General features: G+C 46.1%; 20 protein-coding genes. 11 read left to right on the forward strand and 9 right to left on the reverse strand.

The window, feature by feature from the left end; translation table 11 throughout:
• Positions 1-1,236 precede the first annotated feature (1,236 nt).
• The 3 genes from Y697_RS06560 to Y697_RS06570 all read right to left on the reverse strand — a co-directional run bounded on the left by Y697_RS06560 (position 1,237) and on the right by Y697_RS06570 (position 4,115).
• The gene (locus Y697_RS06560) at positions 1,237-1,824 is read right to left on the reverse strand and encodes a hypothetical protein (RefSeq protein ID WP_121550850.1); all 588 of its coding nucleotides are present in this window, start codon (positions 1,822-1,824) and stop codon (positions 1,237-1,239) included.
• Between the two features lie 4 nt (positions 1,825-1,828).
• Entirely contained in the window at positions 1,829-3,118 is a 1,290-nt protein-coding gene (locus tag Y697_RS06565; RefSeq protein WP_121550851.1) for a patatin-like phospholipase family protein, read from the reverse strand.
• An 88-nt stretch (positions 3,119-3,206) separates the two neighbouring features.
• Positions 3,207-4,115, reverse strand: a complete 909-nt coding sequence (locus Y697_RS06570; RefSeq protein ID WP_121550852.1) for an AEC family transporter — start codon at positions 4,113-4,115, stop codon at positions 3,207-3,209.
• A gap of 258 nt (positions 4,116-4,373) precedes the next feature.
• Between Y697_RS06570 and Y697_RS06575 the strand changes: the two genes are divergently transcribed.
• The 9 genes from Y697_RS06575 to Y697_RS06615 all read left to right on the forward strand — a co-directional run bounded on the left by Y697_RS06575 (position 4,374) and on the right by Y697_RS06615 (position 13,311).
• On the forward strand, positions 4,374-5,549 hold the full coding sequence (locus tag Y697_RS06575) for a DUF3798 domain-containing protein (RefSeq protein WP_121550853.1): 1,176 nt from the start codon (positions 4,374-4,376) through the stop codon (positions 5,547-5,549).
• Between the two features lie 76 nt (positions 5,550-5,625).
• Positions 5,626-7,230 carry a sugar ABC transporter ATP-binding protein gene (locus Y697_RS06580; RefSeq protein ID WP_121550854.1) on the forward strand — a complete coding sequence of 535 codons (1,605 nt, stop codon included), beginning with the start codon at positions 5,626-5,628 and terminating at the stop codon, positions 7,228-7,230.
• Entirely contained in the window at positions 7,223-8,266 is a 1,044-nt protein-coding gene (locus tag Y697_RS06585) for an ABC transporter permease subunit (RefSeq protein ID WP_121550855.1), read from the forward strand. Before Y697_RS06580 ends, Y697_RS06585 begins: the two co-directional genes overlap by 8 nt.
• Positions 8,263-9,402, forward strand: coding sequence for an ABC transporter permease (locus Y697_RS06590; RefSeq protein WP_121550856.1), 1,140 nt, complete (start codon positions 8,263-8,265; stop codon positions 9,400-9,402). The genes Y697_RS06585 and Y697_RS06590 overlap by 4 nt, the downstream gene beginning before the upstream one ends.
• Positions 9,403-9,406: 4 nt before the next feature.
• The gene (locus tag Y697_RS06595) at positions 9,407-9,778 is read left to right on the forward strand and encodes a DUF6672 family protein (protein ID WP_121550857.1); all 372 of its coding nucleotides are present in this window, start codon (positions 9,407-9,409) and stop codon (positions 9,776-9,778) included.
• Between the two features lie 278 nt (positions 9,779-10,056).
• Positions 10,057-10,818, forward strand: a complete 762-nt coding sequence (locus Y697_RS06600) for an SDR family NAD(P)-dependent oxidoreductase (protein ID WP_121550858.1) — start codon at positions 10,057-10,059, stop codon at positions 10,816-10,818.
• Between the two features lie 82 nt (positions 10,819-10,900).
• Entirely contained in the window at positions 10,901-12,442 is a 1,542-nt protein-coding gene (locus tag Y697_RS06605; RefSeq protein WP_121550859.1) for an exodeoxyribonuclease VII large subunit, read from the forward strand.
• A 1-nt stretch (position 12,443) separates the two neighbouring features.
• The gene (locus Y697_RS06610) at positions 12,444-12,773 is read left to right on the forward strand and encodes a hypothetical protein (protein WP_121550860.1); all 330 of its coding nucleotides are present in this window, start codon (positions 12,444-12,446) and stop codon (positions 12,771-12,773) included.
• Positions 12,754-13,311, forward strand: coding sequence for a GNAT family N-acetyltransferase (locus Y697_RS06615; RefSeq protein WP_121550861.1), 558 nt, complete (start codon positions 12,754-12,756; stop codon positions 13,309-13,311). Before Y697_RS06610 ends, Y697_RS06615 begins: the two co-directional genes overlap by 20 nt.
• Here the strand turns inward: Y697_RS06615 and Y697_RS06620 are convergent, their stop codons facing one another.
• From Y697_RS06620 to Y697_RS06640, 5 genes are all read right to left on the reverse strand, one after another.
• On the reverse strand, positions 13,312-13,794 hold the full coding sequence (locus Y697_RS06620; RefSeq protein WP_121550862.1) for a hypothetical protein: 483 nt from the start codon (positions 13,792-13,794) through the stop codon (positions 13,312-13,314).
• A gap of 384 nt (positions 13,795-14,178) precedes the next feature.
• A complete protein-coding gene (locus Y697_RS06625; protein WP_121550863.1) occupies positions 14,179-15,021 on the reverse strand; it encodes an ABC transporter ATP-binding protein in 843 nt (280 codons plus the stop codon).
• Positions 15,018-15,599: a hypothetical protein gene (locus Y697_RS06630; RefSeq protein WP_121550864.1), complete on the reverse strand. Its 582-nt coding sequence runs from the start codon at positions 15,597-15,599 to the stop codon at positions 15,018-15,020. Before Y697_RS06630 ends, Y697_RS06625 begins: the two co-directional genes overlap by 4 nt.
• Positions 15,592-15,948 carry a GntR family transcriptional regulator gene (locus Y697_RS06635; RefSeq protein WP_121550865.1) on the reverse strand — a complete coding sequence of 119 codons (357 nt, stop codon included), beginning with the start codon at positions 15,946-15,948 and terminating at the stop codon, positions 15,592-15,594. The genes Y697_RS06630 and Y697_RS06635 overlap by 8 nt, the downstream gene beginning before the upstream one ends.
• A 13-nt stretch (positions 15,949-15,961) precedes the next feature.
• Positions 15,962-16,999: a hypothetical protein gene (locus Y697_RS06640; protein WP_121550866.1), complete on the reverse strand. Its 1,038-nt coding sequence runs from the start codon at positions 16,997-16,999 to the stop codon at positions 15,962-15,964.
• 1,280 nt (positions 17,000-18,279) lie between these two features.
• Here Y697_RS06640 and Y697_RS06650 point away from each other — a divergent pair.
• Together Y697_RS06650 and Y697_RS14950 are read left to right on the forward strand one after the other, a co-directional pair.
• Complete coding sequence (locus Y697_RS06650; protein WP_121550868.1) at positions 18,280-19,038, forward strand: SagB/ThcOx family dehydrogenase; 759 nt, start codon at positions 18,280-18,282, stop codon at positions 19,036-19,038.
• A gap of 1 nt (position 19,039) precedes the next feature.
• The gene (locus Y697_RS14950; protein ID WP_259462349.1) at positions 19,040-19,483 is read left to right on the forward strand and encodes a hypothetical protein; all 444 of its coding nucleotides are present in this window, start codon (positions 19,040-19,042) and stop codon (positions 19,481-19,483) included.
• Between the two features lie 237 nt (positions 19,484-19,720).
• Here Y697_RS14950 and Y697_RS06660 read toward each other — a convergent pair whose 3' ends face one another.
• On the reverse strand, positions 19,721-21,103 hold the full coding sequence (locus Y697_RS06660) for a cell wall metabolism sensor histidine kinase WalK (RefSeq protein ID WP_121550869.1): 1,383 nt from the start codon (positions 21,101-21,103) through the stop codon (positions 19,721-19,723).

A 21,103-nucleotide genomic window follows, 5' to 3' on the forward strand; every position in this document is an offset into this window, starting at 1 on the left:
AGGAAGTGATGCCCGGAAGGGCATCCGGGGAAGTGATGCTGGCGCTTAAGCACCAGGAGGCAAAAACCAAAGAAAAAGTGCAAGCAAATTAAAGTTATCTGATCAGAACGAATTTATTTTGTCATCTGAAATGCTCCTGTTAAGGATCTGGGCTTCGTAAAAAAGGCCGGGGTTGGGGATAGCGGGTTGGGGGTACGAAAGAGCAGATTGAAATCGGTTCACCGTTGAACGGTTCTCCGTTCTCCGAAAAAAACCCGTTCTTCGTTCCGACGCTCCGCGTCCAGGTTCTTCGTTCTTGGGCAAGGTGATGATTCAAGAGCGTTTGGATTCCAACCAGTCATGAAAAAAACAGCACTCATCGGAAACCCTCTTCCGGTTCTTGACTTCAACATGGAACTGGCAATTTGCAACTGATCTCCACAGCTTAAAGCGGTTTCTAGATGCGAGATCCCGATCAGTTTCATATCGGGATGACGGAATTGGATCATGGACATAATCCATATTGGCGCAGACTCTACGGGATAAGAGTGCTTGGAAATAACGGGATGATACAACATGATTTAAGGGCAGGGGACTCTCCCTTCTTGTCATCCTGACAATGCTCCTGGTCAGGATCCCTTTCTTTCGCGAAAAACGGGACAGACAATAGGAGCGTTTGGGAGCCAGTCTGCTAACGCACGCCAGTCGCACTTCGTGCGGCCAGTTCCGACTTAGTCGGGCAGAAGAGCCTTGTTTAGAAGCTGGTTACGAAGTGCGGGTTAGAAAGATCGGGTTTATAAAAGCGGGTTGTCAGAACCGGGTTCTTAAAGAGCGAGATCCCGTGCAGACCCCCTGAACAGGAGCGCTTCAGGGCAGGCGCTACGTGATGACAATTTAAGATGATTGTGCAGTTCTCTTGTAGCGGGCGACCGAAAAAGGTCCTGGTTGGAATTTCTGCCTTTTACGCGAAAAATGGGACAGACATGAGGAGAATTGTCAGTCCCTATTTTCGCTCTCATCTTCTCGTGAGCGAAGCTAACGTCTCCGACGTGCTCTTTCTCGGTTTTTACAGCGACCAACGGGGTTTCGTTCTTAAGCGTTCACCGGCTCCTAGCCCGCGAAGCGGAACTGGCCACCGAAGGTGACTGGCCTCTGCCGGAGGCAGAGACTGGCCAGGCGGAGCCTGACTGGCCTGCATCAGCAGACTGGCTGTGAAGATCTAAGGAATCAGATCAGGAGAACGCCATAGTCACCATATCAGAAGGCGACAGCGATCCCAAACAGGCCCCCATCTGGACTTGAAGTGCTTTCTGCAAATGGAATGTCGATTTCGAAATAGAATTTTCCGTTGGTTAGAAATAGACCTGGAATCACACCCACCTCATTCGCCACAAAAAGCTGGAGTTTTGCCCCTACCATCCAGTCTTGTAAATAGATTCCAGCCATCGGCGATATTCTAAGGAAAGGTATGAAATAATCATCGCCACTAATTCCGCTAGGTCTCTTTCCAAAGAAGACTCCACCGCTCATGTGAATTGCTGCGTTTCTCAAACCTGGAATTCCAAGTTTTGCTCCTGCTTCAACGGTTGCTGCCGGGGCAGATATGAAGATGCTTGGAATGGCCACTCTCAATGAACCTTCGAGATACTCGGTCAATCCCATCCTTGCAAGATATTGGAAACTCCAGGGAGCGACAACCAATTCATCAAATGCTACGATAAGATCCATTCCGACTGCCTGTTTCAGTGTACCCCTGGGCAGAATTTCCGGCTCCATCATTAGAGCCATTGGCACGCAACCAGACATGATGATCGTAACAATCAGAATCAATAGAAACCACTTCATCTTTTCACTCCTCAACTCCCTCTAGAATCATGAAGGAGGATTTGAAGATCTCGAATTTCTCAGGAGGCGAAGGCACTTCACTTTTGTCATGCAAGAAGAGGACAAACTCAAGCATTCTTCCATAGGGTATAAGAGAGGTTCCTTGATCTTGAAAACCCTTTTCCGCATAGGCACTTTCAATCGCATCGAGGATCTCAGCCGTACTGTACAGAACAAGTGAGGGAATCTCTAGAATGGAAGCTAACTCATCAACCAGAACAATCATAGGATCATCCCTCTTGTAGATCTTTCCGAGGGATGATAGTAACTCAGAATAGAACCTGTCGGGATCCTCCCAGTCTTGAAGATCACTGGCGATCTCTATAGCGACCCTTTTCTCATCTTTAGATAGAGAATCAAACATTTCTTTGAATACGTCTCGATCTTCGAAGATATATGTGTACTCACCTTTCAGAAGGCCGAAAGCAGCGAGCGTATCGAGATAACCCTCTTCTATCTGCAACCTCGTCTTTTCAGCGTCGAAATCCAAGGTACTCCCGTACATTACTCTCGGTCTTATATGAATTAGATTCGCCCCGGCAAGGAATGCTTGAAGTTTTGCAATTCTATCTCTGAGGGCAATTCTACCAATATCGACAAGAATGATCTCTCTGAAGCCTCTTTCCAATGCCATCTCGACTGGCTGATTCGAATAGACACCACCATCCACAAAGGCTTTGCCATCGATCACCACCGTCCTGAAACCAGGAAAATCTGCACTCGCCATTATGTATTCAATCAACGACCCTTGAGGAATATCTTCAATGAAAAGCATCTCTGGCCTAAGATCGGTTAGATCAAACGTAACGAGCCCAAAGTCAATCGAAGAGCTCCTGACCGACTCTTCAGAAATCAGCGTACGCAAGAGCTCCTTAAGCGGCGTCACATCTATTCCCTGGTTTATCACGTCGACTGCTCCCTGATAAAGCTCTCCCAGACTCCAGTCAACTCCTCCACCGTACGCCTCAATCAGCTTTTTCTCGGCCTCAGTCGGTTTCATCACACTCTCTTCTGAGATATCTCTCCACACGTTCAGAGCCTTGTCAAAATCTCCCTGGGCTACTGCAGCTGCATTCAGGGAGCCAACAGAAGTTCCATAGACTCCCCCAATTTCCATTCCTAGATCAAGAAGAGCTTTCCAGGCACCAATTTCATAACCGCCCTTCGCTCCTCCTCCCGAAAGGACGACGCCTACACTACTCGAATAAAGCATTAGGGGAATCATGAAAACAATAACTATAAGAAGTCTCTTCACTGACAACACCTCTCTTTAATGGCTTCCATAGAGGGATAATAGCATTATTAACACTAAAATAGAAAGCGAGAGAAAATATCTCGCCTTTTCAATCAAGAAAAGAGATGATAAGGGGAATCGTTATCATAGAAAAGAGAGTTGAAGATGCAATGAGTTTCGAGGAAAGCTCGTAATCAGAGTCGAAAATCCTTGCAAAGATAGATGTGTTTGCTGCGGCAGGCATTGCGCTCATGATTATTAATATCTTCTCCACCATCGTGGGCATTTCGACGGCAGACAAAAGAAAGAAAACAATCACCGGCGCAATGCACAACTTCACAAGACTGTAGAAGATAACAGTTCTGCTTTTCAATATCGTGGAGAGTTTTGCGCTCGCCAAAATGATCCCTGCAACTACCATGGCTAAAGGAACTGTGCTTTGTCCCAGAAGAGCAAGAGCTTCATCAAGAAACAGCGGAAGCTTCAACGGAGTGAAAAAGAGAATCAGACCGATGAATACCGAAATCATTCCAGGATTGAGAAAAGCCTTTCTTGTCGAAGAGCCCGCTTCACGTGACATAATTCGCACTCCTACAGTCCATGTAAGAACATTGAACCAGATATTGAAGACCGCGCTGTAAAAGACACCTTCCTTCCCGATAATTAGTTCGACAACGGGGTATCCCATGTAAGCAACGTTTCCAAATAGGACTGCATAGAGAAAGACGCTTCTCGTATCTCCGGTTAGCCTAAGAATCTTTGATGAGACTACTCCCATAAGCCAGAGAATCAGATACAAGGCTCCTCCAGCTATTAACAATATTACGGAGTTAGAAAACATCTCGTAAGAGTATTCAAAATTCATCGAATCTACTATCAGAGCAGGAAGAGTTACGTAAAGAACGAATCTGGAAACTCCCTTCGTGAACAGATCGTCAACCAGATTAGTTCTCCTCAATATGAAGCCAATTCCTATCAAGACAAAGAAAGTAAGCACTTTCGAGACGATTTCAGTCATTAAGAGGATTATAAACCAGCATACTAAAGAATCAAACAAGGAGAAGAGATTAGATGGCTATTAACAGCTTGAATTAGGAACAGCGGAGAACAGAGTGATTACATAAATGACTCAGAATTGTGATAAACTAGTCTCGTTAAACATTATGCTTTCCTTTTCGATATCCGGGTTATCCGGCTTCTATTTCGGTCACCAGAAATTAATGATTAAAGGATGCCTATCGGGCAGCCTCAATTCCTAATAAAAGGGGGTTTTTGAATGCGTAAAGCACTATTAGTTCTGCTGGTAGTTCTTGTAAGCGCGGCGTTTATGTTTGCCGTGGATTTTCACATCGGCGTTGTAACCGGAACTGTCTCCCAGTCCGAAGATGACCTTAGAGGCGCCGAAGCGCTGATCAAGAAATATGGAGACGCTGCTTCCGGTGGGATGATCGTACATCTTACCTACCCTGACAACTTCATGTCCGAGCAGGAGACCGTTATCGCACAGATTACCGGTCTCGCAGATGATCCTCTGATGAAGGCTATCATTGTGAACCAGGCTATTCCTGGAACAGTCGAGAGCTTCAGAAGAATCAGGGAAACAAGACCTGATATCATTCTTCTGGCCGGTCTTCCTCACGAAGATCCCCCAATGCTTGCCGATGCAGCCCATCTGTCAGTAAACGCTGACTCGCTGGCACGTGGCTACCTGATAATCTACACGGCCAAGCAGCTGGGCGCCGAGAAGTTTATGCACATCTCATTCCCAAGGCACATGTCTTACGAACTTCTTTCCAAGAGAAGAGACATTATGAGAGCAGCTTGTGAAGAACTCGGTCTCGAGTTCATCGACATGGGTTCGCCGGACCCTGTCAGTGACGTTGGAGTAGCCGGTGCACAGCAGTTCATTCTTGAGAAAGTCCCCGCCTGGCTCGATGAGTATGGAGTAAACACTGCATTCTTCTGTACGAACGATGCCCACACAGAACCTCTTCTCAAGAGAGTTGCCGAACTTGGCGGTTATTTCATCGAAGCCGACCTGCCCTCTCCTTTGATGGGTTATCCCGGATCACTTGGCGTATCCTTTACCGAAGAGGAAACTGGCAACTGGCCAGCAATTCTTGCCAAGGTGGAAGAAGCCGTTGTAGATAAGGGTGGAGCAGGAAGAATGGGAACATGGGCCTACTCGCTTGGTTACACAACAACCGCAGCGCTTGCAGAGCATGCAAAGAATGTCATTGAAGGCAAATGTGAAGTTGACGACTTCGATGCAGTCATGGCTGCTTTTGCTGAATACACACCTGGCGCGGCGTGGAATGGAAGCTATTACGTTGATGCCGATGGAATTGATCAGGAAAATTATCTCTTGATCTATCAGGATACCTACATATTTGGCAAAGGTTACATGGGTATCACTGAAGTGGAGGTTCCTGAGAAATTTCTGAACTTCTAAGCTGAATAACGTCAAGAGGGGGGGCAACCCCCCCTTTTCTTGATTCTTTCTAACCTTCGGTATTTGGGGTGAAGTCATGGACGAAAAGCAATATCTGCTAAGAATGGAGAGCATCAGCAAGGACTTCTTTGGAAATCAAGTTCTTAAAGATGTGACCCTAAGAGTTGGAAAGGGCGAGATCATTGGACTGGTCGGCGAGAACGGAGCTGGTAAGTCCACCTTAATGAATATCCTCTTCGGGTTGTCAGTTATTCACGAGACGGGTGGCTTCCAGGGGAAGATATTTCTTGAAGATAACGAAGTGAATTTTGCCAGTCCATTTGAAGCTATTGAAGCCGGTATTGGAATGGTACACCAAGAGTTCATTCTGATTCCAGGTTTCACTGCAACAGAGAATATTCTTCTGAACAGAGAGTCTACTAATTACAATATCTTTGTTGAGGTTTTTGGAGAAAGACTTCGCACTCTCGATAGAGAAGAGATGCACAAGAGAGCCGTAACTGCAATCGAAAAGCTTGAGGTCCAACTTGATCCAGACATGCTGGTAAGCGAAATGCCGGTTGGCCACAGGCAGTTTACTGAAATTGCAAGAGAGATGGACAGAAAATCGACCAAGCTTCTAGTTCTTGACGAGCCTACTGCAGTTCTCACGGAATCGGAAGCCGACACCATGTTGAAGGCTGCAAGAAAGCTTGCCGACTTAGGCCTGTCGATAATCTTCATAACCCACAGGCTCAGCGAGGTTTTGGAGATAGCTGATCGGCTGATTGTGTTGAGAGACGGCCAGGTGGTTCGTGAGCTGGAGTCATCCAAGACCACTCCGAGAGAGGTTGCTTCTCTTATGGTCGGTAGAGAGATAAAAGACGCTAGTTCTGTGCGTTCAAAGGACAGTGAAGAGTCTGAAATTGTTCTGGACATAAAGGATCTCTGGGTCGACATGCCTGGAGAACAGGTTAACGGCGTCAACCTCCAAGTGCACAAGGGAGAGATTCTCGGAATTGGCGGCCTTGCAGGTCAAGGAAAGCTCGGGATTTCAAACGGAGTGATGGGTCTCTTCCCGGCGGAAGGAGAAGTTCACTATAAAGGTGAGATTCTCCCTCTCAATAATCCTGTTAGCGTTCTGAGCAAAGGAATCGCTTTTGTTTCTGAGGACAGAAGGGGCGTGGGCCTTCTTCTAGACGAACCGATAGATTTGAATATAGTGTTCACTGCGATGCAGATCCAGGGAAGGTTCATCAAGAATTTCCTGGGCGGACTGGTCAAATGGCGAGACGAAAAAGAGATATCGAGGGTTGCAAGAGAATATGTCGATTCTCTGCAAATCAAATGTGTTAGCGAAAAGCAGGAGGCAAAAGAGCTTTCGGGCGGAAATCAACAGAAGGTCTGTCTTGCAAAGGCCTTTGTTCTCGAACCTGATCTTCTTTTTGTTTCTGAGCCCACTAGAGGAATCGATGTCGGTGCAAAAAGCGTAGTCCTTGAGACCCTTAGAAGGCAGAACAGAGAACACGGAACTACAATAATTATGACATCTTCTGAACTTGAAGAGCTCCGTTCAATTTGCGACAGGATTGCCATTGTAAGTGAGGGAAAGATATTCGGAATTCTTCCGCCTACTGCCGATCCGGCCGACTTTGGTCTACTGATGCTGGGTGAACAGGAAGAGGTGAAGTCAGGTGTTTGAGAGTATTGGAAAGCTCATTGAAAAGGCCGGCTGGCCCAGAGTAATAATTGCTCTCTTCCTGCTTTCTATGTTCGTGATAGCTCCTTTTGTCAACATAAGCATCGGGACATCTATCAGCGATACAATCGTCAGATTTGCTATGAACTCTGTCCTTGTTCTTTCGCTAGTTCCAATGGTACAGTCCGGTTGTGGATTGAACTTTGGAATGCAGCTTGGTGTTATTGCTGGATTGATTGGAGCCGTAACCAGTATTGAACTCGGAGTTACTGGCCTTGCGGGATTTCTAACGGCAATAGGAATAGCCATTCCCTTCGCGGCGATACTCGGTTTCTTCTACGGTCTACTCCTGAACAGAGTAAAGGGCGACGAAATGGTAGTTGCAACTTATGTAGGCTTCTCTTCTGTCGCTTTTATGAGCATGATGTGGCTTCTCTTGCCATACAAAAGCCCAAACATGATTTGGGGATATGGCGGTTCGGGGCTGAGGACAACTATCAGCGTTGAAGGATACTGGCTGGGGGTCCTCAATAACTTCCTTAGCGTTCGAATAGGGAATTTCTTTCTCCCGACAGGAACGATCCTTTTCTTCGCTCTGATTGCGCTGCTCGTCTGGTCATTTTTCAAGACAAAACTTGGAACTGCAATGACAGCAGCCGGATCGAACCCTATCTACGCAAAGGCTGCCGGTGTAAATGTTGATAGGATGAGAATCCTCTCAGTTGTGATCTCAACGATAATTGCTGCGGTTGGAATTTTAGTTTATGAGCAGAGTTTTGGATTCATCCAACTTTACATGGCCCCTCTTCTAATGGCATTTCCGGCTGTAGCAGCCCTTTTGCTCGGAGGCGCCTCAGTCTCTAAAGCGTCAATGGGAAATGTAATTGTGGGAGCGTTTCTTTTTCAGGGAATTCTGACAATGACTCCTTCCGTTATGAACAACTTGATTAAGAGTGACATGTCCGAGGTAATAAGAATAATCGTCTCCAACGGTATGATCGTATACGCTTTGACGAGAAGAATGAAGGTGAGAAAATGAAAGATCAGAGCTTAACACACGCAAAGAATCCATTGGTAAGATTTGCCATATCCAATGCGGTTCCAATACTCTTCATAATTCTCCTGATATTCGCTGTACCGTTGTCCGGCTTTTCAACTGATTACCTCCTGAATGAAATCATTTCGAGACTTGGAAGAAATTCTTTCCTTGTCATATCTTTGCTTATACCGGTAATGGCCGGTATGGGTCTGAATTTCGGAATAGTTCTTGGAGCTATGGCAGGTCAGATTGGTCTGATTTTCATGCTTGACTGGGGAGTGGTAGGAATCCCGGGTATTCTTCTTGCGATGCTCGTGGGCACTCCCATTGCAATACTACTCGGACTTCTGGCGGGAACAATTTTGAACCGGGCAAAGGGTAGAGAGATGGTCACTTCTATGATTCTAGGGTTCTTCATCAACGGAATCTATCAGCTGACTATTCTGTACGGAATGGGGAGCGTTATTCCAATCTCAAGCAACAAGTTATTACTTCCCAGAGGTTACGGCGTTAGAAATGCCCTTGACCTCCTAAGCGTTAGAAAAGTGCTTGACAATATGTGGTCGATACAGATCAGCGGAGTCTCGATTCCATTGGGAGTCTTCTCAATTATTGCTGCACTCTGTATCTTCGTTTTCTGGTTCACCAGGACCAAGCTCGGACAAGACATGAGGGCGGTTGGTCAGGACATGCAAGTGGCAGCAACTGCAGGTATAAACGTCGACCGGACAAGAACTCTTTCGATAATTATTTCCACCGTACTCGCCTGTTTCGGTCAGATCATCTTCCTTCAAAATATCGGTACTATTAACACTTACAACTCTCATGATCAGGTCGGAACGTTTGCAATCGCCGCCCTTCTTATCGGTGGCGCTTCTGTCGCCAAAGCTACCATTCCGAATGTCTTCATTGGGATCACTCTCTTCCATCTCACGTTCATTGTAGCTCCAAGAGCTGGGAAAGAGCTGCTCGGTCAGGCTCAAATTGGTGAGTTCTTCCGGGTTTTCGTCTCATACGGAATAATCGCAATCTCACTAGCTCTTTACGCCTGGAGAAGACAGGTCGAGAAAGAGACGGAAAGAAGACAAGCAAAAGCTGCGATAAAGGCGGCAATTGAAGATGGGACGGGAGGGTGATTGTATGAAAAGAAATCTGATTAGAATCGCCCTTGTTGTCGTTCTTATAGCTCTTGGCTTCGGCCTCTATGTACTGGGCAAAGAGCACCAAATTTTTGTCGATAACAAAGACATAGTTATAAATGGGGTCGAATACAAGTCCGAAAACACAATAACGGTCGTTGTCGACAATGTAGATCTTGAGGAAGTGAAAAAGGGAAAGAGAAAGGTCGCATATTCGCCAGGTCCATGGCACAAAATCACTGCAGTTGAAATACTTCCCGATGGTAGCACAAGGGAAGTTGAACGCAAGTTCACCTTGTCTCCGAGAGATGTAGCAGTCGTTAATTTGGTGGCTCTCTTCGAGGTTGAGGAAGAGTGGCTGGCAATACAATGATCTGAAAACAACCTTTGAATTAAGCTCTTCAGAAATCAAGAACGGATTCGGGACTGAACTCTTCAACAGTTCAGTCCCTTTTCTTTTTTTTTGACGAACAACGGGAATTTCTTCTAGCACAACGTCTCAAATTGTCAATAAACCGACCACAGTCGACTTTCGGGAACTCCAGAAGGAAATCGCTTTCGAGATTTCTTTGACAGTCGAACTAATTGTGATATAATGAACATAGTAGAGATAAACTATCGGGTTTAATCTTCAATTGTAGGAGGTTAACTATGAAGAGATTCGAAGACAAGGTTGTAATGATAACGGGTGGCAGTTCTGGAATTGGAGCCGACAGTGCCATCGCGTTCGCAGAAGAGGGAGCAAAAATCATAATAACAGATGTAGATGAAGCAAAGGGAAGAAGCCTAGCCAATCAGATAAACGAAACCGGCGCCACAGCAATATTCATGAAGCACAACGTTGCAAACGCCAAGCAGACAAAGGAAATAATCGACAAGATCGTAGAGAAATTCGGTAGGCTTGATGTCGCATTTAACAACGCCGGAATAGGCGGGCCCTTTCATCCTCTGTCTGAGTACCCTGAAGAGGACTGGGAACGAGTGATTTCGATCAACCTGCTTGGTGTCTTTTACGGAATGAAATATCAGATTCAGCAGATGCTTAAGCAGGGCGGAGGCGCAATTGTAAACAACTCTTCGATACTTGGGAAAGTAGGTTTCAACAATTCCTCCGCTTACGTCGCCGCTAAGCATGCCGTTGTTGGATTGACGAAAGCCGCTGCGCTTGAGTATTCGAGCAAGAACATACGAATCAACGCTGTGAACCCCGCTTTCATCAAGACCCCGCTGCTTGATAATGCAGGCATGAAAGAGGGTACGGAGATGTACGACATGCTCGTTGGATTGCATCCTATTGGCAGACTGGGAAATCCTAGAGAAGTCACTAACGCCGTCTTGTTTCTTTCCAGCGAGGAAGCTTCCTTTGTTCACGGAGAGTCTTTGATGGTAGATGGTGGCTATACTGCAAAATAATCGCTATTGTTCTTGCAGAGGGCGCCATCAGGCGCCCTCTTCTTTTATAATGGAAGGGAGTACTTATCTAAAGGAGAGCTAAATGGAAGAAGCGACTCTTGAGTTCAAAGACCTTGAAAACATGCTTGAACACATAAAATCGGTTTTGACCAGCGTGGGTTTGAATAACCTGAGAGTTAAGTTTCCGGCTGATGTGACAAACATAAATGTTCGGGGAAGCTATGTATATATTAGCGTTTCTCAAGATTATGAAGAACGTGGCACGAAAAGGCGAATAGACCTGAGTATGATCTCTGGAAAGCCAGCCTTTGCCAGGATGGGAAGGCAACTTGCTCTTAAGAACTCTTCTGATCTCATGGGCAAGAAGTGGCTTTTCGAAGGTACTCTCAGCTTCTACAAGCCCCGCGCAAGCTTCTCAATCTGGATAGATACGATCGCGCCGGTCGGCGAGTCGGATATCACCGCACGAAGAAGGGAGATCTATCTCGCTCTAAAAGCGCGGAATGCTTTGAGAATAGAAGAACACGATCTCGGCGAGCTGCCCCCGATAAAGAGGATTGCCGTAATATCATCTTCGACTGCTGCAGGACTCGGTGACTTCTTCTCGAATCTTTCTATTGAATCTCCTTACAAACCCGTTGTTCATCTTTTTGAGTCATATATGCAGGGCAACCGAACCGTCCCTGGAGTTCTTTCCGCTCTGAAGAAGATCGCATCCTGTCCGGTGAAATACGACGTAGTTGTCCTGACTAGAGGTGGCGGCTCTGCGAGCGACTTGATGTACTTTGATAGTCTCGATCTGGGAACTGCAATTTCGGACTTCAACAAGAAGTACTGCCCTGTGCTCAGCGCTATCGGTCACGAAAGAGACTTCACGATTCCGGACTTTGTCGCATGGAAGAGATTCGACACCCCGACGGCAGTAGCTAGAGGGATAAGCGAGCAAGTCGTTGAATATGTATCCTCCTTGGGAGAATTCGCAGATCTTCTGGACGAAGAGATAAACTGGTTATTCCAAAAAGCCTGGAGCGAGACCGATCCCGAAAGGCTAAGGATTATGTCGGACAGGATAGAAGACAATATGGATCGCACTGAGCATTTCTTTGAGGACGGAATTAGGGTTCTGTCAGGTACCATCCTTCACAGGATCGTTAAAGCAGTGAACGAACTTGGATCCTTCAATCCCAGCAGATATCTTCTCTCAATTGAGCGCGCGATGAACGAAATATCAGCAGTTACAGATGGCCTGATGAATCGGGCAGAGACAACCATCCAAAGAAGTCTCCACCACAGCGAAAGTCAATTAGACTATGAGGGATTGAGAAATCAGCTAGACAGACACCTAATGAACGCAAATGGACAGGTCGAGCTTCTCGACAAGGGAATACTTAGACTGTTCGATGACACAATCAACGAGTCAGGTAACGACCTCGACAACCTCTTCAACGAACTAACTCTGCATGGGGGATATGCTGCCTCGCTCCTTTTTGGTGGTGTGGTCTTGAAGAAAGCCGACAGAATTATTAACAGTGTCAGGTTAGTCTCGCCCGGGGACGAAGTTGACTGCATTTTCAAAGATGGTGAAGCAAAAGCTACCATAGATGAAGTGAAATCGGAGGTATGACATGGATGAAAAGACTCTGGAATCAATTCTGAAATTGAAAGAAGATCAGATAAACTCGATGGACTTCAAGAAGCTTCTTGGATACATTAGAGCAATTGATGAGTATTTCCGAAGCAACTCTCAGATCGATGTTGAAATCGCGCTTAAAGCTTACCAGAAGGCGATTCAGCTACTTACAGCAGCCAGGTTACGTTTGATCACCCTCAAAAAAGAAAAGGAGCAGCTTGACCAACAGTACTCTAGTTTTCTGAATTCCATTGAAGCGGAAGAGGTTCTAGAAGAACCTCAAGAGACGTCCACAGAAGGCGAAGATGGAAAACTTCCATTCTGAGAGCCTTCTGCGCGAAATCGCCCTCAAGAACCGCAGCTCTTGTCGTTTCTACAGAGCGGACATCGGCGATTCAGAGAGAATAATCGAATACATCAATTCAGTAGCCGCCGAGTCAGACTACCTAAGCTTTGGAAGAGGCGAGTTAACCATGGGCAGTGAGGATGAAAGACGTGTCATAAGTTCTTTCAATGAGAGAAGCAACTGTCTGATGGCTGTTGCCAAATGTGATCAAAGCATAGTAGGCCTTATCACGATGCAAGGTGGCTCGAGAAAGAGGGTATACCACTGGGCAGAAATAGCTCTTTCCGTGTCAAAAAAGTACTGGGGAATGGGAATTGGAAAAGCACTCGTTGGACTTGCAATTGAACATGCCGAAAAGAACGGGATAACTAGGATCGGTCTCAAAGTCCGTACCGATAACGCTCGGGCTATAACTCTCTACAGAAAGATGGGCTTCGAAAACGAGGGAAGACTCAAGAGATTCATGAAAGTCAACGATCAATATTTCGATTTCTACCAAATGGGACGAGACGTTTGACTATTTCCTTCTGAAAAGAACGAGCAAACCAAAGACAATAAGAACCGCACCGACTACTATCATTGTCCACTGGGAAAGCGATGACGGGATCAGCGCGATCACACCCACGGCAGTCAATATCGCAATTGGGATCAACAAACCGAAATTCCTTCTTCCATCTGCAAGATAGAGCTGCAGCAATCCAAAGGCAGGAGCAAGAACGAAGAGACCCCAACCTCCTTGAGAATAGAAACCAGGAAAGACTACTCCAAGAGTGAGCGCAAGGGCAACGACCAGAAGAATTCCTCCGGGAACAAGCAGGCCGTTGATCCGATTCTTAAAAGCGTTGTACTCCATAATTATGCCCGGGAGCCAGATGAACAAAAGCCAGAAGTTCGACAGGACTGCCGGCACGAAAATGATCACCAATCCAAGCGCAATGACGATCAAACCCAGAAAGATCTGAGACAGTCCACTATCCTTCTTTACATTCTCTTCTTCCATACGAAGACCTCCCTCACCAAATCATCTCACAAATATATTACCTGATAATCCTTGGTGTTACACCTCTGCAATTCAAGAGTCACAGAAGCGTTTGATTTCAGGTTGAGATCACGCCGAGTAGCTGATAGAGCGCAAAAACAGGCAGGAATACGAACACAAGCGACACCAAACTGAACGATGAGATGAAAAGCTCCCTCAGAAAGGTTCACGGTCAAGAAGAGCAAATCAGATTCCAGAGCATCTTGACAAACTATGGTCCACTCTCAAGACTAAACTCCCAACCCCGGAGGAGTACGTCTAGACTCTCTACCGACATATCGCTTAGGCAAAACGGGGCGTTGCTGTTACACGCCCCGTGCAAATCTCCCTCTACGAAGGCCCGCTTTAGATCCTAAATTTCGGCCGAAACTCCTCCTCGAAAGGCGCAAAGGCCTTCTTACTCTGGAGGTAACCCAGTACAATTTCCTTGAAGTTTGGGAATCTGCCTACCTCTTGATCGCTCCGAACTAGCGTTTCCTCTCCCGTAACACCTATAATCTCTCCAGAAGGTATTGCCTGCCCCTTGGGGATTATACGGTGGGCCTCTTTGGCTCCATCTATGGTGTCTGAATAGAGCACTTTCCCCTCGAGTATTACCGCAAAAGAACCGGCAATCTCCTCAAGATCGTAGATTTCATGAGAGGATATTATCATCGTTTTGTTCTCCTGTAGAACGTAATCTCTCAGCACACCCATCACTTCCTGTCTTATCACAGGGTCAAGACTTTGAGTGGGTTCATCGAGGATAAGCAGATCTGCTCCACTGGCAACCGTAAGGGCAATATGGAAAAGAGTTTTCATACCCATCGAATAAGTCTCAACTCTCTCGTTAAGATCGAATTTGTAGTGTACAGCGAAACTGGCGAAAACCTTCTCCTGCCAGCCAGGATAGAGCATTCTCCACATTCTGAGATAATCTTCTCCCAAAAACCTCCTGAAGGTCAGACGATCCTCCGTCATAACTGCTATCTTCTCCTTAATACGAGGGGTAACCTTCTCTCCAAAAACGGCAACTTTTCCACCTTCCGGCGCGATTTCTCCGAATATGCACCTAAGAGTTGTGGTCTTTCCTGCGCCATTTGGTCCGACTATCGCAAAGATGTCTCCCTGTTCTACGTTGAACGAGATATCGTTCAGAACGGGCTTCAACGAGAATGATTTTCTAAGTTTATCTACAGAGACTATCATTTCTGCACTCCTTTCTTGACGAATAGATAATTCGCAATTAACAACACACCAAGCGAAACTGCTCCACTTATCCAAACGTTGCCTTGGTGTGACGGGCTGGCATAGAAGTATGGATTGTTGAACCTGTTTCCGATACCTCCTACTATTAGGTCGGCTATAAGCACGAGAAATGGAATCCCGAAGTTGTCTAGACCGGCCGTCACACTTATCATTGAAACCGCGTAATAAGCAGTAGAAAAACTTATGGAACCGATCACCATTGAAAGCCAGTAAACATTCATCGATGAGATTAGGTGAGCACCGAACAACGCCATCCCAATCACCTGTGTCACAACACTCAACGCAATGAGAAAGAGATACGATATCCAGAATAGCTCCTGTCTCGAGTAAGGAAGAGCCAGCAGAGAGCCCAGCCTCTTATGCTGAATATCTGATGGGAGAAGACTCGTGGCTAGCAGAAAGAGAAATATCATCCTCACCGGATAGAAGGGGATCAACAATCCAAGGGAAAAGACGGCTATCCTCCCGGCCTTTTCACTGAACTCCTTCATGAAATAAGCTTCAATCTTTTCAGTCATTCTTCCATACCTCCTCTAGCAAAACCTTCGCCATCTGCAGATCTATAGCATTTTTCTTCAATTCCTTTACAGTATCAGAAATCGTGTTCATAACTTCTCTGTTTATCGAATGTGCCATCTTCACAAAATAGCCTACCCCATGTTCTGCCTCCACTAACCCTTCGAACTGCAGCCTTTCGAGTGATCTGATTACTGTGTTCATATTCACTCCGAACATCTCGGCCATCTCCCTTACCGGGGGCAACTGGTCGCCGTTTTCCAGACGTCCGAGCATTATCTCCCTTTTGACTATGTTCATAATTTGCATGTAGGCCGGAACGCCATCGTGTTTATCGATTTTTCCAAACATTACATCACTTCTTTCAATACTTCTCAGTAACGACGCTCACCCTGCCAGAGGTAATCAATTCAAAGCCACCACTATCGGTGGGCATCATTAGATTGAGCGATCCCCCGATACCCGACACGTTCACATGCCGGCTCCCAATCCACGAATCGCTGAATTTTATTCTACCGTTCACCACGGTTCCATGAATCGAAAGGTTCTCGATTTTCGACGCCTCCATAGAGAAGGCCAGTGATACCCCGTTCTGGACAGAGAACTTCTCGGCTTCTACACTTCCCACAAAGGACAGCGATGTCGCTCTCTCTATTGTAATTTCTGGAGCTCTTAGAGTTCCCGTTATTGAAAGAGATGTTCCCTCAATCGAAATAGCCTTGCTTGCCAAAACTTCTCCATTGATCTCTCCTGAGGTAGTCTCGATTCTCATGTCGTCAACATTCACTCTATCGCTCAGCCTCAAGAAAACCGTATCAAACTCCAATCTCTCGATTTTTGAAAGTGTCCCCACTGTTATATGGGCCGTTGAGTTTTCCATATCATTGGGCATCGAGATCTCCAGTTTTCCTCCGTAGCTCTTGACATTTAGCTCAGAGGGGATAAATATCCTATCTGAGTTTTCGTCGAAACTAATCTCAAAACCGAGTCCCTTGACTATGATTTCTTTTGCTCCATCCACGTACTTATCAGGCATATAAGTCTTATGATTTGAGTTCTTCCTGACATATCTGCTTTCGTTATCTCCATAGTATTCATAACCATCGTTCTCAATCCAGTTGAACCATTGAAGAATCGATGGCGAGTCTATGAAACCTAGAGGCCAGTTGAGGAAACTCGATCCGATTCCATTTATAACGGTCAGGGCAACCACGGGAATAACTAGAAACATCACCCCGAGAGTTATAAGCAACCATTTGAACTTCTTCAGACTTAGTGCGATCACCACAATTCCAGCGATCGCAAGGAGAATCTTGACCGCTACGAAAGGTATCAGTAACGCAAATAAACCAAGCCCTCCCGCAACAACCAGCTTAATGATCGAAGGATATTTCTTATTCACCTGCACACCTCCATATTCCTATAGTGTTCTATTCAATTAGAACACTGGTTATGTATATTGTCAAGTACTACTTCGAAAGACTTTTTTATAATTTCTTCTCCCATGGACTACCTTTGAATCAGCAAGGAGTTACATAGATTCGTTCCAGAAACGTGGTTCGGGGTCGGAGGTTGGGGGTTGGTCAGGAGCAAATAATTACTTGAGAGTTCCAAGTTGTTAGTTGCATGAACCGAGGACCGGGGTAGGGGATTACGGGTTGGGGTTTCGAAAGAGAAGCAAATCAGTTGCAGAATGAATTACATGAACAAGAAACAATACTGAGGGGGACAGACAACGATAAACCTGTCTGTCCCCAACTTTTGTCGCACGAGAAGATCGAGATTCTGACTAGGAGCATTGTCAGAATGACGACATGCGGTGTTTCTGAATGAACAAAAGCCGTCATCCCGGACTTGATCCGGGATCTGGGCTTTGAGAACGATCGGGGTTGGCGTTAGCAGGTTGGAGTTTGAAAGAGCAAATCAAGATCGGTTCACCGTTGAACGGTTCTCCGTTCTCCGAAAAGAACCTGTTCTTCGTTCCAGAGCGAGGATCTGTTCTTCGTTCTTGGTCAAGCCCATGATTAGAGAGAGTTTAGACTCAACCGGTCACGAAGAACGTCCCTGATCGGTTAACTCTCTTCTGGTTCTCTAGCTTGCAACTGATCTCCACAGCTTAAAGCAGCTTCTAGATGCGAGATCCAGTGCAGACCCCCTGAACAGGAGCACTTCAGGGCAGGCGCTACGCGATGACAATTTAAGATGACTGTGCAGTTCTCTTGTAGGGGCGAACGGCCGTTCGCCCGAAAAAGGTCCTGGTTGGAATTTCTGCCTTTTACGCGAAAAATGGGACAGACATGAGGAGAATTGTCAGTCCCTATTTCCGCTCTCATCTTCTCGTGAGCGAAGCGAACGTCTCCGACGTGCTCTTTCTCGGTTTTTACAGCGACCAGCAGAGTTTCGTTCTTAAGCGTTCAGCAACTCCTAGCCCGCGAAGCGGAACTGGCCACCGAAGGTGACTGGCCTCTGCCGTAGGCAGAGACTGGTCAGGCGGAGCCTGACTGGCCTGCGCAGCAGCATCACTTCTGCCCTTAATCTCGGAGAACGGAGAACCGCTGACGGTTGACCCGAGACTTTTCCTGAGAAGCAGCATCTCTCTCGAAATTCTTCTCATTTCTGATTGAATTTGCAGGTTCTCTATTATGCTAAACTTATTTATATAGCTAAGGAGGGGGAGTTCTTATGATTACTAGAAAGGAAGGCAGGGCCTTCTTAAGCAACAAGGTCTGGGAAGAGACTGATAGGGAAGTTCGTAAGACAGATCAGATGGAGGGAAAGCCTCAGCCTCCACTGGAAAAGAGCACTGAGGGATTTGATCTCATAAAGCTCCCCGATCCCAACGCCACTAATCTACTTATGAAAGATTTAAGAGAAGTCATCTTCTCGAGGGAGAGCAGGAGGGTTTACTCGGATGAGAAGATATCCCTTGAATCTCTTTCATTTCTTCTCTGGTCTTCGCAGGGGGTAAAAGGAGTATTGAAGAACAACTACGCGACGCTGAGAACTGTTCCATCTGCAGGCGCGCGACATCCATTCGAGACATACATCTTCGTTAGATTGGTAAAAGGATTGAAGAAGGGTTTGTATCGTTACGTTGCTCTTTCACATTCTCTGATTCTTCTGAAGGAAGGAGACTTCGCAAACGAAGTCGCCCTTGCCGCTTTAGGTCAGAAGTTTGTTGGACATTGCGCTGTCACTTTCGTTTGGTCCGTTATACCGTATAGAACGGAATGGAGATACGATCTGACTTCTTATAAACCGATTCTCCTGGATGCGGGACACATATGCCAAAATCTATATTTGGCCTGTGAGGCCCTTAATCTGGGCACTTGCGCTATCGCTGCCTATGACCAGACCAGAATCGACAAATTGATTGGTCTTGACGGCAGTGATGAGTTCGCTATCTACATGGCTCCAGTCGGAAAACCGAAGAGGTATTGAGATGAGCGTTTCCGAACACGAACTGGCACTTCTCGAGATGATTTACAGGAAGGTTCAAGGCAGAGAGAAGAGGTATTTTTCGGTAGATGATCTGATTAGAGAGAGCGGGTCTTGTCCTGATGAGCTCAACGAAGCTCTGAGATCTCTTACTGAAGAGGAACTGATCGAGATCAAGCCATTTAGAATGGGAAGGATTACTCACAAAGGCATTATGGAGGTAGAAGGCAACGGGATCCCTGAAAAGGATAAGGCAAGACAGCAGGTTTTCGCCAGAATAAACGAGCTGACCTCAGGTGACCCGGATGTATATTTGAGTATAGATGCTCTCGCGGGAGAGCTTAATATGATGAGATATGAACTCTTCGATATCTTGAACTTTCTTCAGGGTGAGGGATTGGTGAGGATTCTTTCAAGAATGTCTGTCGCAATTACAAACAGAGACTAAAGAAAAGAAGCCAGTTTCCTGGCTTCTGTTTTGGGGATGATGAAAAGGGCGTCTTGCTTTTCAATATAGGAGCCCGATTCACTATCGCTTTACCGGAGTAGCTTGCTTTGCTATTCAGGCTCCTCTTTCCTTCTTGCTTGATCTACATCTGTGTACGGGGATCACATCTATGTGAAACATCTATCGCTCTTCGAAACAAATATAGAGCCTGTAGATTAGAGAAGAATTAGACCTGGATTAGAGTTTTTTAATCTTTGAAGGAAGCTTGATCTTGAAGGTAGATCCTTCTCCAGGGGTACTGTCCACAGATATGAGGCCTTCATGAGCCTTGACAATTTCCCGGGCGATAGATAAACCTAAACCTGTTCCCCTCGTCTGCGACCTTGCCTTATCAACTCTGTAGAATCTGTCGAAGATTCTGTCGATCTCCTCGGACTGTATACCAATACCGTTATCTTCAACAATTATCTCTATCTTTCCTGGCGAATGATTGCTGGCCGCAGCTATTCGAACTATGCCACCGTTCGGAGTATATTTTATTGCATTGTCAACAAGATTAAAAAGTGCTCTTGAAAGATGCTTCCGATTACCTGTTATCTCCAGGTCATCTTGGCAGTCCTTCACTATTTCAATATTCTTTTCCTCCGCAAGCACTTTGATCGTGTCAAGTACATCATCGATCATGACACTTGCCGGAAAGACATCAAAATCCCCTTTTGGAAAGCTATTCTCGAGGCGGGTAATTATCAGAAGGTCATCGATAATAGAGGCTAATCGAACGATTTCGTTCTCAATCTGGACAAGAGCGTTCACGTATTCATCGGATTCTCTATCTCTGTTAAGTGTTACGTCTACTATACTTCGAATCGCTGTCAAAGGTGTTCTCAGCTCATGAGCCGCATCTGAAGTAAACTGCCTCTGCTTCTTGACCGACTCCTCAAGCCTCGCGAGCATCCCATCAAAAGTACTCGCAAGATGACCGAGTTCATCGTTGGGCAGAGTCAGGTTCAATCTTTTGTCGAGCTTCTCCACGCTTACCTCTTCAGCGAGAAGCGTTATTCTTTCGACTGGTTCAAGGGACTTCTTTGCCATATAGAAGCCGCCCAGCACCGCCAAAATAATTATTGTCGGACCAATGACCATCATCAGTCGAGACAGGCGAAACAGTGCCACTCTTACACTTGACAGAGACTCACCTACCTGAATCCATCCCCACTGACCTATCTGCAAAGTAAAGATTCTCCACACACCCACCGAGGTCGAGACACTTGCGAACTGCCTGTCGGAGAGGTCAATCGAGGCTTTAAGTATTCCAAAGGGTCCAAATCCCTCGACTATGTCCCCCGAACTGTCCATCAGCCTTACTGCGAAACCTTCAGCAAGCAACCGGTTGGTTAGAGACTCCATTTCAACGGTCTTCCTGAATAACGGATAGTCCTGGATTATTTCAATATTCCCCAGGAGCTGTGAAGAGACGATTCTCAGTGATGAATCGGCTTCACTATGAAGCTGTGCGCTTAGAATAGTGTATATGGAAACACTAAATGCAAAGAGAATAACTCCAAGAAAGAGAACATACCAAAGTGTAAGCTTGATTCTTATAGGGACAATCTTCTTCAT

Origin of the sequence: Mesotoga sp. BH458_6_3_2_1 (genome assembly GCF_003664995.1) — a bacterium.
In the GTDB taxonomy this organism is placed as follows: domain Bacteria; phylum Thermotogota; class Thermotogae; order Petrotogales; family Kosmotogaceae; genus Mesotoga.